Consider the following 13,394-nt stretch of genomic DNA (forward strand, 5'->3'; position numbering starts at 1 on the left):
CGCTTACTCCTCCTCGGGGTACACGACTCCCCAGTCGGCGCGGAGCTTGGTCATAAGCTCCATAACATCAGAAGCATAATCCAGAAGCTCGCGCTTCGAATCATCGCCGGCAACGGCCTTCTCCAGGTCGGCCATCTCGTAGCACAGAGCGTATGCCTCTGTGCCGGTGTGGACCTCCTCACGGTGCCCGTCCGCAGTCCACACGATGGTCGCGTGATCGGCGCGGGGATACTCGTTGACCTCGATATAGCACTTATCGAAGCTGATGACCGAGCGCTTGGGCTGCTTGGAGTGAAGTGTAAGGCTCACCACGCCCAGCTGCTGCTCGGCATTACGGCAGACGATGCCGCCCGCAACGTCAACGCCGGTCTCGCAGGTGTTGCCGAGCGAAACGACCTCAACAGGCTGGCTTGCCATAAAGAGGCGCATGACGGACAGGGCATACACGCCAATATCGAGCATGGCACCGCCAGCAAGGTTGCGATTGTAGAAACGGTTGGTCAGGTCGCCGTATTCCTTGTAGCTGCCAAAGTTGAGCTGAGCGAGGTTCATGCGGCCAAACTCGCCGGCATCCATGCGGCGGCGCAGCTCCCGATACAAGGGCATGTGGAGCACCGTGGTGGCGTCCATAAGGACCACGTTATGCTCGTCGGCAATGGCACGCGCTTCGTCGAGCTCGGCGGAGTTGAGGGTGATGGCCTTTTCGCAAAGCACGTGCTTGCCAGCTGCCAGAGCGGCGCGCAGGTAGGTGATATGCGTGTTATGCGGCGTGGTGATATAAACGGCGTCGATGTCGGGATCGGCGTAGAGGTCCTCAACCGTCTCGTACACCTTCTCGACGCCATACTGCTCGGCAAAAGCCTGGGCCTTGGACAGCGTGCGGTTGGCGACGCCCGCAAGCTTGCGACCGGCAAGGGCGAGAGACTGGGCCATCTGGTTGGCGATAACGCCGCACCCGATCACAGCCCAACGAAGCTCGGGAGCCGTAAAGATGTCGTTAGGGAACGGCTTGTCCTGGACCGAGGCAAACGCCGCCTTAGCGGCTGCTTCGGCGTCGAGCGGAGCCTGTTTGGAATCTGTCATCATGTGCCTCCTGAGTCACCGGAAGTTCTTCATTTCCAACAGCCTTATATTCGCACAAATTTGCGCGCATTTGCTTGTATTTGCGTGTTTATTTGTTTATCGGTTATTATTAAACCATAATTAGCAGATATTTGTGCGGCTATGCGCATTATCGCGCAAGACTCTGTGCGTAAATACGCATGCATCGATCGTTATGATGCAGAAAAAGGCGGAACACCAAAACCCCTAAAGGCAAAGCAGGCTGTCTTACTCTGCCCCCTAGGGGCATCAGACATCAAAAGATCATCCCTAACTGCCGGCACATAAGGACTGTCCCAGGCTGCCGAAACCTGGGGGCGTTCCCCGTACGACGCTTTCGTGGCAAGACTGTCCCCATCAACTAGCCGTTTAAGAACGTCCCCAACGACTAGTCATTTATGTCTGTCCCCAATGAGTATAGCCACTCATTTATGTCTGTCCCCAATGAGTATAGCCACTCATTTATGTCTGTCCCCAATGAGTCTATCCCCAATGAGTAGGGATAGAAAAAGGCCCGGGTGCCGTGGCATCCGGGCCTTTGCTAGCAACTTAGATGTTGCGGGCAGCTTAGAACTTGTGGCCGCACTTCTTGCAGACGCGCAGCTTGTTCTTGCCGTCCTTCTCGTGACCGACGCGGGTAACCTTACCGCACTCGGGGCAAACGAGATTGACGTTGGAGGCATCGATGGGAGCCTCCTGCGAAACGATGCCGCCCTGCTGGTTGGCAGCGTTGGGCTTGACGGCCTTCTTGACGACCGAAACGCCCTCGACAACGACCTTGTTCTCGGCAGGGAGAGCACGCAGGACAACGCCCTGCTTGCCGCGATCCTTACCAGAGAGAACCTGGACCTTATCGCCCTTCTTGATATACATATATCTCCCCTAACTACAGGGTCTCGGGAGCGAGCGAGACGATCTTCATGTACTTCTTGTCACGAAGCTCGCGAGCGACGGGCCCGAAGATACGGGTGCCGACGGGCGAACCATCGTTGTTGATGACAACGCAGGCGTTATCATCAAAGCGAATGTAGGAGCCATCCTTGCGGCGGATCTCCTTAACGGTGCGAACGACGACGCAACGGACAACGTCCTTCTTCTTGACGTTGGCGCCAGGGGTAGCCTCCTGGACAGCACCGATGAACACATCGCCGATGCCTGCATAACGACGCTTGGAACCGCCAAGCACCTTGATGCAGCGAATCTTGCGAGCGCCGGAGTTGTCGGCGACGTTCAGCATGGTTTGCATCTGAATCATGGTAGATGTTCCTCCGAACTAAGAACCGAAGAGAGGTGCGCAGCCTTTATGCGGCCCGTGGTATGCAAGCCAGGCATACGCACATCTTCGGAAACGTACAAGTCGTAAGAGCGACTGCTTATTTAGCGCGCTCGACGACCTCGATGAGGCGCCAACGCTTCATCTTGGACATAGGACGGGTCTCCATAACGCGGACGGTGTCGCCCACGCCAGCCGTGCACTCCTCGTCGTGAGCGTGCAGCTTCTTGGAGCTGGTCATCATCTTGCCGTACTTGGGGTGACGCTTGCGCTCGGTGATGGTGACAACGATGGTCTTGGCACCGGAGACGGAGGTAACGACACCCGTACGGACCTTACGCGAGTTACGCGAATCAGTCATGTTCTCTCCTTAGGTCCTACTCGGCGACAGCGGACTTCTCCGCTGCGATCTCGCGGGCGCGCTGCTCCGTGAGGACGCGAGCGATGTCCTTCTTCACGGTGTTGACGCGAGCGGTGTTGTCCAGCTGGCTGGTGGCCATCTGGAAACGAAGGTTAAAGAGCTCGGCGCGCATTTCCTTCAGCTTCTCAACGAGCTGAGCGTCCGAGAGCTCACGAATCTCTGCGGGCTTCATTAGTTCTCCTCCTCGGCCGTCTCTGTAGCGGCAGGCTTAGCGACGATCTTGGTCTTGATGGGGAGCTTGTGCTGCGCCAGACGCAGAGCCTCGCGAGCGACCTCCTCGGGCACGCCCTTGACCTCGAACATGATGCGGCCGGGCTTGACGACGGCCACCCACTCCTCGGGGTTACCCTTACCAGAACCCATGCGAGTCTCGGCAGGCTTCTTAGTGATGGGCTTATCGGGGAAGATCGTGATGTAGACACGACCACCACGCTTCATGTAGCGGGTCATGGCAACACGAGCGGCCTCGATCTGACGGTTGGTGATCCAATGGGCCTCGAGAGCCTGGATACCAAACTCGCCGAAATGCAGCTCGGTATTACCCTTGGCCTGGCCCTTCATGGAGCCACGCTGCACCTTGCGGTGAAGAATACGCTTAGGGGCAAGCACTACTGACCCCTCCTCTCGGAGTTACGACGACGAGGACGGGAAGAGCCCTCGAGTGCAGGGTTGGGAACAGGCTGGCCCGGGAGCTTCTCGCCCAGGTAGATCCAGACCTTCACGCCGCAGGCACCCATGGTGGTGCTGGCGACAGCCGTGCCGTAGTCGATCTTGGCACGGAGGGTGTGCAGAGGCACGCGACCCTCACGGTACCACTCACGACGGCCCATCTCGGCACCGCCGAGACGACCGGAGCACTGGATACGGATGCCCTTAGCGCCGGCCTTGCGGGCGGACTGGACAGCCTTGCGCATAGCGCGACGGAAGGCAACGCGGCCCTCGAGCTGCTCAGCGATAGACTGAGCAACGAGGTTGGCGTCGAGCTCGGGGCGCTTGATCTCGACAACGTCGACGGAGAGCTGGCCCTTGGAGACGCCAGCGACCTTCTCGAGCTCGGTGCGAAGGGTATCGATCTCGGCACCCTTCTTACCGATGACAACGCCGGGGCGAGCGGTGAAGATAATGACCTTCACCTTGTCGCCAGCGCGCTCGATCTCGACGCGGGAGACAGCTGCGCGGGAGAGACGCTTCTCGAGGTACTTGCGGATCTCGAGATCGTTACCGAGGGTCTTAGCGTAATCCTTCTCTGCGAACCAGCGGGAGCGCCAGTTCTCGGTGATGCCAAGACGGAAGCCGGTGGGGTAGACTTTCTGACCCATACAGCTTTACGCCTCCTTTCGAGGAGCAACGACGACGGTGATGTGGGAAGTACGCTTCAGAATGCGAGAAGCGGAACCCTTGGCGCGGGGACGGATGCGCTTAAGCGTCGGACCCTCGTCAACATAGGCAGCAGCGACAACCAGGTTGTCGGCACGCAGACCGTTGTTGTTCTCGGCGTTCGCAACGGCGGAACGGAGAACCTTCTCGACATCCACGGCGACGGCGCGGTCGCAGAAGTGGAGGATGTCGAAGGCCTGAGCGACAGGCTTGCGGCGGATCAGATCGACCACCAGGCGGGCCTTGCTGGGGGAAACACGCACGTACTTAGCGACGGCGCGAACCTCGGTGGCCTCAGTTTCAATAGACTTAGTTGCCATTTACGGTTAACCCCCTATTTGGCCTTGTGGCCACGGAACGTACGAGTCGGCGCAAACTCGCCGAGCTTGTGACCAACCATGGACTCGGTAACATACACGGGCACATGCTTGCGGCCGTCGTGGACGGCGATGGTGTGACCAACCATCTCGGGGAAGATGGTGGACGCGCGGGACCAAGTCTTCACGACGTCCTTCTTGCCAGCCTCGTTCATCGCGGTGATACGCGAGAGAAGGCGAGTCTCCACGAACGGGCCCTTTTTGAGACTTCTGCTCATAAGTGCTTTCTCCTAAAACTCGGTATCCGAAATTACTTCTTACGGCGACGAATGATGTGCTGGTTCGAGACCTTCTTCTTCTTGCGCGTACGAAGGCCCTTCGTCGGCTTACCCCAGGGGGTAACAGAGGGACGACCAGAGGTGTGGTTCTTGCCCTCGCCACCGCCGTGCGGGTGGTCGACAGGGTTCATAACGGTACCGCGGACGGTCGGGCGCACGTTCATGTGACGCTTACGGCCGGCCTTGCCGATGACGATGTTGGCGTGATCAGCGTTGCCGACCTCACCGACGGTGGCGCGGCAGGTAACGAGGATGCGGCGCATCTCAGAGGAAGGCATACGGACGATGGCGTACTTGCCCTCCTTACCCATCAGCTGGCAGGAGTTACCGGCGGAACGGGCGATAGCGGCGCCCTTGCCCGGCTGGAACTCGACGGCGTGGATGAGCGTACCGACGGGGATGTCGGCGAGGGGCAGAGCGTTGCCCGGCTTGATGTCGGCGTCAGAACCGGACATGACGGTCTGACCGACCTCGAGGCCCTTGGGGGCCAGGATGTAGCGCTTCTCACCGTCAGCATAGTGCAGCAGAGCGATGCGAGCGGAACGGTTCGGATCGTACTCGATCGTGGCAACCTTGGCGGGCACGCCGTCCTTGTTGCGCTTGAAGTCGATCACGCGGTAACGACGCTTCACGCCGCCGCCCTGGTGGCGGGTGGTGATGCGGCCGTTGTTGTTACGACCGGCCTTCTTGGGCAGGGGCTCGAGAAGAGACTTCTCGGGCTTGGTGCAGGTGATCTCGGAGAAGTCGGAGATCGTCTGCCAACGCCTGCCAGCGGAGGTCGGCTTAAGGTGCTTTACAGCCATTACAATCCCTTTCAATAGGTATCCGTTAGCCATCGCAGACAGGGATTCGAGGTTCTGCCTCGGGTGCGATGACACCGGACGTATACACGGTTCCGGGCGTGTCCATTTTATACGCCCAAAACCTTGAGCTCTCGCCTCCCCTATTTGGGAGGCATGAGCTCACTCAACAGCAGCGAGTCTTAGGCCTGGTTGCCAAAGACCTCGATGGTGTCGCCCTCGGCCAGCGTAACGATGGCCTTCTTCCAAGAACGGGTCTTGCCGGCGACATAGCGCACGCGCTTGGTCTTGGGCTTGACCGTCAGGGTGTTCACGCGAACGACCTTGACGCCGAAGATCTCCTCGACAGCGTCCTTGATCTGATACTTGTTAGCATCCTTGGCGACCTCGAACGTGTACTTGTTCTGCTCCATGCCGGAGAAGGAACGCTCGGACACGATCGGACGGATGATGATCTCGTGGGCGGTCATTTATGCAAGCACCTCCCCGAAGTGAGCGGCGATGTCGGCGGGCATCAGCACAGCGTTGTTGTTGACGAGATCATAGGTGTTGGCCTCGTCGGCAGTGATGATGAACGTCTTGGGAATGTTGCGGAACGACAGGTAGGCGTTGACGTCCTCATCGCGAACGATGATGGTCAGACGCTTGCCCTCAAGGCCAAGAGCCTTGAGCATGGCAACGGCAGCCTTGGTGGAAGGCTTCTCGAAGCCGTAGTCGTCGACGAGCACGAGCTCGCCATCGGCCAGCTTGGCGGACAGCGCAGAGCGCATAGCCAGCTTGACCTCCTTGTTGTTCATACGCTTAGCGTAGGAACGGGGCTTGGGGGCGAAGACAACGCCACCGTGACGCCACTGGGCAGCACGGATGGAACCCTGGCGGGCACGACCGGTGCCCTTCTGACGCCAAGGCTTCTTGCCGCCACCGGAAACCTCAGAGCGGCCCTTAGCGGACTGGGTGCCCTGACGCCAAGAGGCCATCTGGCACTTGACGATGTGGTGCATAACGTGGATGTTCGGCTCGATGCCGTACACCTCAGCGGCGAGCTCGGCCTCGGCGACCTTCTTGCCCTCGCTGTTCTTTACTTCAAACTTTGCCATTTAAGTGTTCTCCTTGGTATGACGCTGGGCTAAATGGGCTGGGCCCTTAGGCCATACGGATGGCGACGAGACCATTCTTGGCACCCGGGACAGCGCCCTTGACCAAGATGAGGTTCTGCTCGGCATCGATGCGGACAACGGAAAGGTTCTTGACGGTAACGCGCTCGTTACCCATGTGGCCGGCCATCTTGACGCCCTTGAGGACGCGCGCAGGATAGGCGCACTGACCGATAGAACCGGGGTGACGCTGGAAGTGAGAACCATGCGTCATAGGACCGCGGCGCTGACCCCAGCGCTTGATGCGACCCTGGAAGCCCTTACCCTTGGAGGTACCGATGACGTCGACCTTCTCGACATCAGCGAAATCAGCGACGGTGACGACCTCGCCGACCTTGTGCTCCTCGCCGTTCTCGACGCGGACCTCACGAAGGAAGCGGACAGGCTCGACGCCGGCCTTGGCGAAGTGACCAGCCATGGGCTTGTTCACGTTCTTGGCCTTGATGTCGCCGAAACCGATCTGGACGGCGTCATAGCCGTCGGTTGCCTGAGTTTTAACCTGCGAGACAGCGCAGGGGCCAGCCTGGATGACCGTGACGGGAACGACGTTGTCGTTCTCGTCCCAAACCTGGGTCATGCCAATCTTGCGGCCGAGAATCATGCTGATCAAGATATGATCCCAACTCTCGCGTGGTCTTGGGACAATGCGTACACCACCGAGCGTACGCCCCTAGAGGACCACTACTTACACAACGTGCTTCCCAGCCTTGTATTGCGTCCGGACTACCTGACAACCCTATTAAGCAGGCATTTTGTCCAGCCAGAATACTCCCCTGGTTTCACACAGCTGTTTAGTATACACGGCTGCGGGCGTATCCATCGAGATTCATATTTCACTCACATTGTTTACGCAGGTAAAGTGCGTGGCACGTTCCCAGTGTGCGGCGGAGGGGGCGGGCCTGAGACATATTAAGGTTGCTGCTCTACAGTCCTGCTCACGACGGAGAGCACATTAAGTGCTCTCCTGTTCGTGCGGAACTCGCGACAACCTTAATATGTCTCAGGCCCGCCCCCTCCGCCGCACACTGGGAACGACACGTTGATGTCTGCTTAACTCTGCTCGCTCAGCTAATGACATTGTTGGGGATCCACAATTTGCTGCAAGGTGAACTTGCATTGGGGCGTATCGTCCTCTTCTCGCGCATCGTCGAAATCGAAGATCATAATGGCGCAGTTGGGGAGTTTTGCTGGGAGCTCGAAGCCCTCTGGAGCTGCAGCCTTGATGAATTGGCGGCTGGCGCTGCCGTGGCTTACTGCTAGAAGGGTTTCGATGCCCTCGGCGCCCATGAGATTGGTGAGGGTGTCTACCATGCGTTCTTGCAGCGCGCGGCTTCCTTCTCCTCCAAAGGGGACCAAATCCTCGCCCGGATCCCAAACGTCGGTAGGCAATGCGTCGTGTGGGCCTTCCTCGAAGGTTCCATAGCCGCGCTCGATGATGCCTTCGCAGGGCTCGACAGTAGCATCCGGACCGAGGATCTCGCATGCGACGAGACTTGCCGTGTCCATAGCTCGGCCTAAAGGCGAAGAGACCACTTTGTCGGGGACGACGCCGTGGGCTTTGAGCCATTCGGCTGCCGCTTGGGCCTGTTGACGGCCCAAATCGGTAAGCGGTGAATCACAGCGACCCTGAACGAGCTTTTTTACGTTGAATTCCGTCTGGCCGTGGCGGAGCAGATACAGCCTCTTCATATTCTCCCCTTCTGTATAACGTGCCTTGCCGGCGCAGACCTACTCGTGGGTATGCCCTACGTAGTCATCGTCGATCGTAATCTTGGCAATCGACTTGGGAAATTCCGATTCGACCCTCTGGGCCAACGCGTGCCTGAGCTCATCGGCCCCCATGCCCAAATCCGAGGGACGCACGCAGTCAAAGATCACGTTGGTGTGCGTAGGACCCGGCACACAGCGCAGGTCATGAATCGAAAGGCGGCTATCGATCTGTTGGGCCATGGCGTGAATGCGCAAGCGCATGCTCGCCACCTTGGGGTCATCGGTCACGATGGGATCGTAGTGAAGCGTGACAATCATGTCGTCTTCGTCCCTAAATGCCTGTTCAATGTTGTCGAGCGTGTCGTGACTTTCCAGCGGGCTGGCCTCAGCCGCCATCTCGGCGTGAGCGCTTGCGAACTTCCTGCCCGGACCGTAGTCGTGAACCATTAGGTCATGAACGCCCAAAACGCCAGGGTAGCTCATGATCTTGCCGCGAATATAATCGACCAGCTTGGGATCGGGCGCCTGACCCAAAAGCGGGCTCACCGTATCCTGGATGAGCTCAAAACCGCTCCAGCCAATATAGGCGCCAACGGCAAGGCCGACCCAAGCATCAAGATTGATATGCGTCACCTGCGAAACAATTGCGCACGCTAACACGGCGCCTGTGGCAAGGACATCGTTCTTGGAATCCTGCGCGGTCGCATGCAGCGTCTCAGACTCAATACGGTCACCGAGCTTTTGGTTGAGGGCCGCCATCCACAGTTTAACAACCATCGAAAGCGCCAAGACTGCCACCAGGGCAAGCGAGAACTCGACGGGTTCGGGGTGGACGATACGCTCAAACGAGGACTTCACCAGTTCGAGGCCGATGAGCAGCACGAGCGCCGCCACGACCAGACCCGAGAGATACTCGTAGCGGCCATGGCCGTAAGGGTGCTCGGGGTCTGCCGGCTTGCCCGCCAGCTTAAAGCCAAGCACGCTCACGATGTTTGAGCTGGCGTCGGACAGGTTGTTCATGGCGTCCGCCACAATCGAAACCGATCCCGACAGCACGCCAATTGCACCCTTCGCAGCGCATAGTGCCACATTGGCGAGAATACACACCACGCCCGCCAACGTGCCCACGCGCGCACGGTCGCCCTGCGCACGACGAACGATCCACTCGACCATCTATATCTGCCCCCAACAGTTTTACTCATACACTCGTTTGTCGAATAGCTCAGTAGTGTAGACCCTTTACCCCATCGATACAAAAAAGGCCGCAACCCTTAGGGCTGCGGCCTTACAAATCGCACTATCGAGCAAAAAGCTTAGAGCTTGATGTCGATGTCGACGCCAGCGGGGAGATCGAGACGCATGAGCGAATCAACGGTGCCCGAGGTGGGGTCGAGGATGTCGATGAGGCGCTTGTGGGTGCGCATCTCGAACTGCTCACGGGAGTCCTTGTCCTTGTGCGGCGAGCGGATAACCGTGTACAGGTTGCGCTCGGTGGGCAGGGGGACAGGACCGGAAACGCGAGCGCCGGTCTTCTGAGCGGTCTCGACAATGAGCTTCGCGGACTGATCGACGACCTCGTGATCATAGCCCTTGAGGCGAATGCGGATCTTCTGGGTAGCCAACTTAAACCTCCAAAGAGTGCGAGAGATGTTCTCGCGGATTACGTAACAGGGAGCTCGAACTTAGGCGTTCTTGCTCATGACCTCGTCCACGATGGACTTGGGCGCAGGCTCATAAGAGTCAAACTGCATCGTGTAGGATGCACGGCCCTGGGTCTGGGAGCGAAGGTCGGTAGCGTAACCGAACATCTCGCCCAGCGGCACCTTGGCACGGATGAGCTTGGTGTTCTTGCGATCCTCCATGCCCTCGATCTTGCCGCGGCGACCGGAGAGGTTGCCCATAACGTCGCCCATGTACTGCTCGGGGGTCTCGACCTCGACAGCCATGATCGGCTCGAGCAGCTGCGGATCGGACTTCTTGAGGGCGTCCTTGATAGCCATGGAACCGGCGATCTTGAAGGCGGCCTCGGAGGAGTCGACCTCGTGGTAAGAACCGTCGAACAGGGTGACCTTAACGTCGAGGACCGGGAAGCCGGCGATAACACCGGTGTTCAGGGCCTCCTGGATGCCCTTGTCGATGGACGGGATGTACTCCTTGGGCACGACGCCGCCGACGATAGCGTTGACGAACTCGTAGCCGAAGCCCTCCTCCATCTTCTCGAGCTTGATGACGGCGTGGCCGTACTGACCGCGACCGCCGGACTGACGGACGAACTTGCCCTCAGCCCTCTCGACGTCGTGACCAGCGGTCTCGCGGTAGGCAACCTGGGGCTTACCGACGTTAGCGTCAACCTTGAACTCACGGAGCAGACGGTCAACGATGATCTCGAGGTGCAGCTCGCCCATGCCGGCGATGATGGTCTGGCCGGTCTCGTGGTTGGTGGACACCGTGAAGGTCGGGTCCTCCTCGGCGAGCTTGGTCAGAGCCAGGGACATCTTGTCCTGCTCGGCCTTGGTCTTGGGCTCGATGGCAACGTCGATAACGGGCTTGGCGAACTCGATCTTCTCGAGGACGATCTCCTTGCCCTCGGCGCACAGGGTGTCACCGGTGGTGGAGTTCTTGAAGCCAACGCAAGCGACGATGTCGCCGGCGCAAGCGTCGTCACGGTCGATACGCTCGGCGGCGTTCATCTCGAGGATGCGGCCGAGGCGCTCGCGCTGACCGTTGGAGGCGTTGACCACGTAGGAGCCGGACTCGGCGCGACCGGAATAAACGCGGACGTAGGTGAGCTTACCGACGAACGGGTCGGTCATGATCTTGAAGACCAGGCCGGAGAAGGGCTCGTCGAAGGAGGGATGACGCACGATCTCCTCGCCGGTTTCCGGATCGGTACCGGTGACGGCCTCAACGTCGAGCGGGCTGGGCAGGTAGTCGACGACAGCGTCGAGCAGCTCCTGAATGCCCTTGTTCTTGTAGGCGGAGCCCACAAAGACGAGGTTGAGCTCGTTGGCCAGAACGCCCTTGCGCAGAGCAGCCTTGAGCTCCTCGACGGTGAAGTCCTCCTCCATAAGGATCTTCTCCATGAGCTCGTCGTCAAAGCTGGCAGCGGCGTCGAGGAGCTCCTCGCGCTTGGTGGCAGCGATGTCGGCGAACTCAGCCGGGATCTCGTCCATCGGCTCGGGGTAGGTCATGCCCTTCTCGTCGGCCTTGAAGTCCCATGCAGTCATGGTGACCAGGTCGATGACGCCCCAGAAGTTGTCCTCGGCGCCCATCGGGACCTGAGCGGCCACGGCGTTGGCGTCGAGACGATCCTTCATGGTCTCGATAGCGTTGAAGAAGTCAGCGCCCACGCGGTCATACTTGTTGATGAAGGCGATGCGGGGAACGTTGAAGGTAGAAGCCTGACGCCAAACGGTCTCAGACTGGGGCTGGACGCCGGCAACGGCGTCGAAGACGGCGACAGCGCCATCGAGGACGCGCAGGCAGCGCTCGACCTCGGCGGTGAAGTCAACGTGGCCCGGGGTGTCGATGATCTGGATGCGGTAGTCCTTACCGTCCTTGTTCCAGAAGCACGTGGTAGCAGCGGAGGTAATGGTTACGCCGCGCTCCTGCTCCTGAACCATCCAGTCCATGGTGGCAGCGCCCTCATGGACCTCACCGATCTTGTGGGTCTTACCGGTGTAGTAAAGAATACGCTCGGTCGTGGTGGTCTTACCGGCATCGATGTGGGCCATGATGCCGATGTTACGGGTATCGGAAAGCTTGTGCTTAGCCTTAGCCATGTTAGTTCCTTACCTTAACTTACCAACGATAGTGAGAGAACGCGCGGTTGGCCTCGGCCATCTTGAAGACGTCCTCACGCTTCTTGACGGAAGCGCCCAGGCCGTTGGAAGCGTCCAGAATCTCGTTTGCGAGACGCTCAGCCATGGTCTTCTCCTTGCGAGCGCGGGAGAAGTTGACGATCCAGCGGATGCCCAGAGCGGTGGAACGACGGGAGTTGACCTCCATCGGGACCTGATAGGTAGCGCCACCGACACGCTTGGGCTTAACCTCGAGCGTGGGCTTGACGTTGTCCATAGCCTTCTTGAAGGTAGCGAGAGCGTCGCCACCCTCGGACTTCTCGGCAACGATCTCGAAAGCGGTGTAAACGATGCGCTCAGCGGTGGCCTTCTTGCCGTCAAGAAGGACCTTGTTGATGAGCTGAGTCACCAGGCGGTTGTTGTAAACGGCGTCAGGCTGAACCTCACGACGATTAGCTGCTGCACGACGCGGCATGTGAAATCTCCTTAAGTGTCTACCGTGCGGCGCTTAGGCGGCACACGGCGAAAGTATCAAAACGTTATCTGGCTTATTTGGCCTTGGGGCGCTTAGCACCGTACTTGGAACGGGCCTGCATACGGTTCTGGACCGGAGCAGCATCGTAGGCGCCACGGATGACGTGATAACGGACACCAGGGAGGTCACGAACACGACCGCCGCGGACGAGCACGATGGAGTGCTCCTGCAGGTTGTGGCCCTCACCCGGAATGTAAGCAGTAACTTCGATGCCGTTGACGAGGCGAACACGGGCAACCTTACGAAGAGCCGAGTTCGGCTTCTTGGGGCTCGTGGTGAAGACGCGGGTGCACACGCCGCGCTTCTGGGAGTTGTGCTGCAGAGCAGCGTTCTTGGACTTCTTGGGCGCGGAACGACGGCCCTGGCGAACCAGCTGGTTAATAGTAGGCAAAGCGTACTCCTTCTCGAATGATTCCAGCTTTCTGTAAAGTGCAACGGCTTGAATCGAGGGGTCAGCATCCCCCTACGAAACACGCAGTTCGATAGGATACGTGCCGTTAGCTGTGTCGTCAACAGACCACGCCGCCGGGCGTATCCTAAAACAGCCACATTTCCGCAAAGCCTACAC

General features: G+C 59.1%; 19 protein-coding genes. All 19 read right to left on the bottom strand.

Annotation, left to right across the window (positions count from 1 at the left end; genetic code table 11):
- Positions 1 to 3 precede the first annotated feature (3 nt).
- Complete coding sequence (locus tag ACQRAJ_RS04900) at positions 4 to 1,083, bottom strand: Gfo/Idh/MocA family protein (protein WP_427747868.1); 1,080 nt, start codon at positions 1,081 to 1,083, stop codon at positions 4 to 6.
- A gap of 585 nt (positions 1,084 to 1,668) precedes the next feature.
- A complete protein-coding gene (rplX, locus tag ACQRAJ_RS04905; RefSeq protein ID WP_006235043.1) occupies positions 1,669 to 1,974 on the bottom strand; it encodes a 50S ribosomal protein L24 in 306 nt (101 codons plus the stop codon).
- A gap of 13 nt (positions 1,975 to 1,987) precedes the next feature.
- Positions 1,988 to 2,356: a 50S ribosomal protein L14 gene (gene rplN / locus ACQRAJ_RS04910; protein WP_117734331.1), complete on the bottom strand. Its 369-nt coding sequence runs from the start codon at positions 2,354 to 2,356 to the stop codon at positions 1,988 to 1,990.
- Positions 2,357 to 2,474: 118 nt separating this feature from the next.
- On the bottom strand, positions 2,475 to 2,735 hold the full coding sequence (rpsQ, locus tag ACQRAJ_RS04915; RefSeq protein WP_006235040.1) for a 30S ribosomal protein S17: 261 nt from the start codon (positions 2,733 to 2,735) through the stop codon (positions 2,475 to 2,477).
- Positions 2,736 to 2,751: 16 nt separating this feature from the next.
- Positions 2,752 to 2,967 carry a 50S ribosomal protein L29 gene (gene rpmC / locus ACQRAJ_RS04920; protein WP_006235039.1) on the bottom strand — a complete coding sequence of 72 codons (216 nt, stop codon included), beginning with the start codon at positions 2,965 to 2,967 and terminating at the stop codon, positions 2,752 to 2,754.
- Entirely contained in the window at positions 2,967 to 3,404 is a 438-nt protein-coding gene (gene rplP / locus ACQRAJ_RS04925) for a 50S ribosomal protein L16 (protein ID WP_427727118.1), read from the bottom strand. Before rplP ends, rpmC begins: the two co-directional genes overlap by 1 nt.
- Complete coding sequence (gene rpsC, locus ACQRAJ_RS04930; protein WP_154514689.1) at positions 3,404 to 4,114, bottom strand: 30S ribosomal protein S3; 711 nt, start codon at positions 4,112 to 4,114, stop codon at positions 3,404 to 3,406. The genes rplP and rpsC overlap by 1 nt, the downstream gene beginning before the upstream one ends.
- A gap of 6 nt (positions 4,115 to 4,120) precedes the next feature.
- On the bottom strand, positions 4,121 to 4,492 hold the full coding sequence (gene rplV, locus ACQRAJ_RS04935) for a 50S ribosomal protein L22 (protein WP_006235036.1): 372 nt from the start codon (positions 4,490 to 4,492) through the stop codon (positions 4,121 to 4,123).
- A gap of 14 nt (positions 4,493 to 4,506) precedes the next feature.
- On the bottom strand, positions 4,507 to 4,767 hold the full coding sequence (rpsS, locus tag ACQRAJ_RS04940) for a 30S ribosomal protein S19 (protein ID WP_006235035.1): 261 nt from the start codon (positions 4,765 to 4,767) through the stop codon (positions 4,507 to 4,509).
- Positions 4,768 to 4,799: 32 nt separating this feature from the next.
- Positions 4,800 to 5,630, bottom strand: a complete 831-nt coding sequence (gene rplB / locus ACQRAJ_RS04945) for a 50S ribosomal protein L2 (protein WP_117583062.1) — start codon at positions 5,628 to 5,630, stop codon at positions 4,800 to 4,802.
- 179 nt (positions 5,631 to 5,809) lie between these two features.
- A complete protein-coding gene (rplW, locus tag ACQRAJ_RS04950) occupies positions 5,810 to 6,097 on the bottom strand; it encodes a 50S ribosomal protein L23 (RefSeq protein ID WP_006235033.1) in 288 nt (95 codons plus the stop codon).
- The gene (gene rplD / locus ACQRAJ_RS04955) at positions 6,098 to 6,724 is read right to left on the bottom strand and encodes a 50S ribosomal protein L4 (RefSeq protein WP_006235032.1); all 627 of its coding nucleotides are present in this window, start codon (positions 6,722 to 6,724) and stop codon (positions 6,098 to 6,100) included. It abuts the gene before it with no gap.
- Between the two features lie 46 nt (positions 6,725 to 6,770).
- Entirely contained in the window at positions 6,771 to 7,391 is a 621-nt protein-coding gene (gene rplC / locus ACQRAJ_RS04960; protein WP_089572481.1) for a 50S ribosomal protein L3, read from the bottom strand.
- 458 nt (positions 7,392 to 7,849) lie between these two features.
- Positions 7,850 to 8,470, bottom strand: coding sequence for a histidine phosphatase family protein (locus ACQRAJ_RS04965; RefSeq protein WP_427747870.1), 621 nt, complete (start codon positions 8,468 to 8,470; stop codon positions 7,850 to 7,852).
- Positions 8,471 to 8,509: 39 nt separating this feature from the next.
- A complete protein-coding gene (locus ACQRAJ_RS04970; protein ID WP_427747872.1) occupies positions 8,510 to 9,664 on the bottom strand; it encodes a cation diffusion facilitator family transporter in 1,155 nt (384 codons plus the stop codon).
- 140 nt (positions 9,665 to 9,804) lie between these two features.
- Positions 9,805 to 10,113 (bottom strand): 30S ribosomal protein S10, encoded by a 309-nt coding sequence (rpsJ, locus tag ACQRAJ_RS04975; RefSeq protein WP_427717612.1) that lies wholly within the window; start codon positions 10,111 to 10,113, stop codon positions 9,805 to 9,807.
- A 60-nt stretch (positions 10,114 to 10,173) separates the two neighbouring features.
- On the bottom strand, positions 10,174 to 12,273 hold the full coding sequence (gene fusA / locus ACQRAJ_RS04980) for an elongation factor G (RefSeq protein WP_427747874.1): 2,100 nt from the start codon (positions 12,271 to 12,273) through the stop codon (positions 10,174 to 10,176).
- Between the two features lie 19 nt (positions 12,274 to 12,292).
- Positions 12,293 to 12,766, bottom strand: a complete 474-nt coding sequence (gene rpsG / locus ACQRAJ_RS04985; protein WP_006235013.1) for a 30S ribosomal protein S7 — start codon at positions 12,764 to 12,766, stop codon at positions 12,293 to 12,295.
- A gap of 73 nt (positions 12,767 to 12,839) precedes the next feature.
- Positions 12,840 to 13,217 carry a 30S ribosomal protein S12 gene (gene rpsL, locus ACQRAJ_RS04990; RefSeq protein ID WP_154514699.1) on the bottom strand — a complete coding sequence of 126 codons (378 nt, stop codon included), beginning with the start codon at positions 13,215 to 13,217 and terminating at the stop codon, positions 12,840 to 12,842.
- Between the last annotated feature and the right edge of the window lie 177 nt (positions 13,218 to 13,394).

The organism is Collinsella sp. SGI.184, from assembly GCF_050313415.1.
Lineage (GTDB): Bacteria > Actinomycetota > Coriobacteriia > Coriobacteriales > Coriobacteriaceae > Collinsella.

Coding starts and splice junctions, on each gene's coding strand:
- ACQRAJ_RS04900 (WP_427747868.1), bottom strand. CDS start 1,083: ATGACAGATTCCAAACAGGCTCCGCTCGACGCCGAAGCAGCCGCTAAG.
- rplX (WP_006235043.1), bottom strand. CDS start 1,974: ATGTATATCAAGAAGGGCGATAAGGTCCAGGTTCTCTCTGGTAAGGAT.
- rplN (WP_117734331.1), bottom strand. CDS start 2,356: ATGATTCAGATGCAAACCATGCTGAACGTCGCCGACAACTCCGGCGCT.
- rpsQ (WP_006235040.1), bottom strand. CDS start 2,735: ATGACTGATTCGCGTAACTCGCGTAAGGTCCGTACGGGTGTCGTTACC.
- rpmC (WP_006235039.1), bottom strand. CDS start 2,967: ATGAAGCCCGCAGAGATTCGTGAGCTCTCGGACGCTCAGCTCGTTGAG.
- rpsC (WP_154514689.1), bottom strand. CDS start 4,114: ATGGGTCAGAAAGTCTACCCCACCGGCTTCCGTCTTGGCATCACCGAG.
- rplV (WP_006235036.1), bottom strand. CDS start 4,492: ATGGCAACTAAGTCTATTGAAACTGAGGCCACCGAGGTTCGCGCCGTC.
- rpsS (WP_006235035.1), bottom strand. CDS start 4,767: ATGAGCAGAAGTCTCAAAAAGGGCCCGTTCGTGGAGACTCGCCTTCTC.
- rplB (WP_117583062.1), bottom strand. CDS start 5,630: ATGGCTGTAAAGCACCTTAAGCCGACCTCCGCTGGCAGGCGTTGGCAG.
- rplW (WP_006235033.1), bottom strand. CDS start 6,097: ATGACCGCCCACGAGATCATCATCCGTCCGATCGTGTCCGAGCGTTCC.
- rplD (WP_006235032.1), bottom strand. CDS start 6,724: ATGGCAAAGTTTGAAGTAAAGAACAGCGAGGGCAAGAAGGTCGCCGAG.
- ACQRAJ_RS04965 (WP_427747870.1), bottom strand. CDS start 8,470: ATGAAGAGGCTGTATCTGCTCCGCCACGGCCAGACGGAATTCAACGTA.
- ACQRAJ_RS04970 (WP_427747872.1), bottom strand. CDS start 9,664: ATGGTCGAGTGGATCGTTCGTCGTGCGCAGGGCGACCGTGCGCGCGTG.
- fusA (WP_427747874.1), bottom strand. CDS start 12,273: ATGGCTAAGGCTAAGCACAAGCTTTCCGATACCCGTAACATCGGCATC.
- rpsG (WP_006235013.1), bottom strand. CDS start 12,766: ATGCCGCGTCGTGCAGCAGCTAATCGTCGTGAGGTTCAGCCTGACGCC.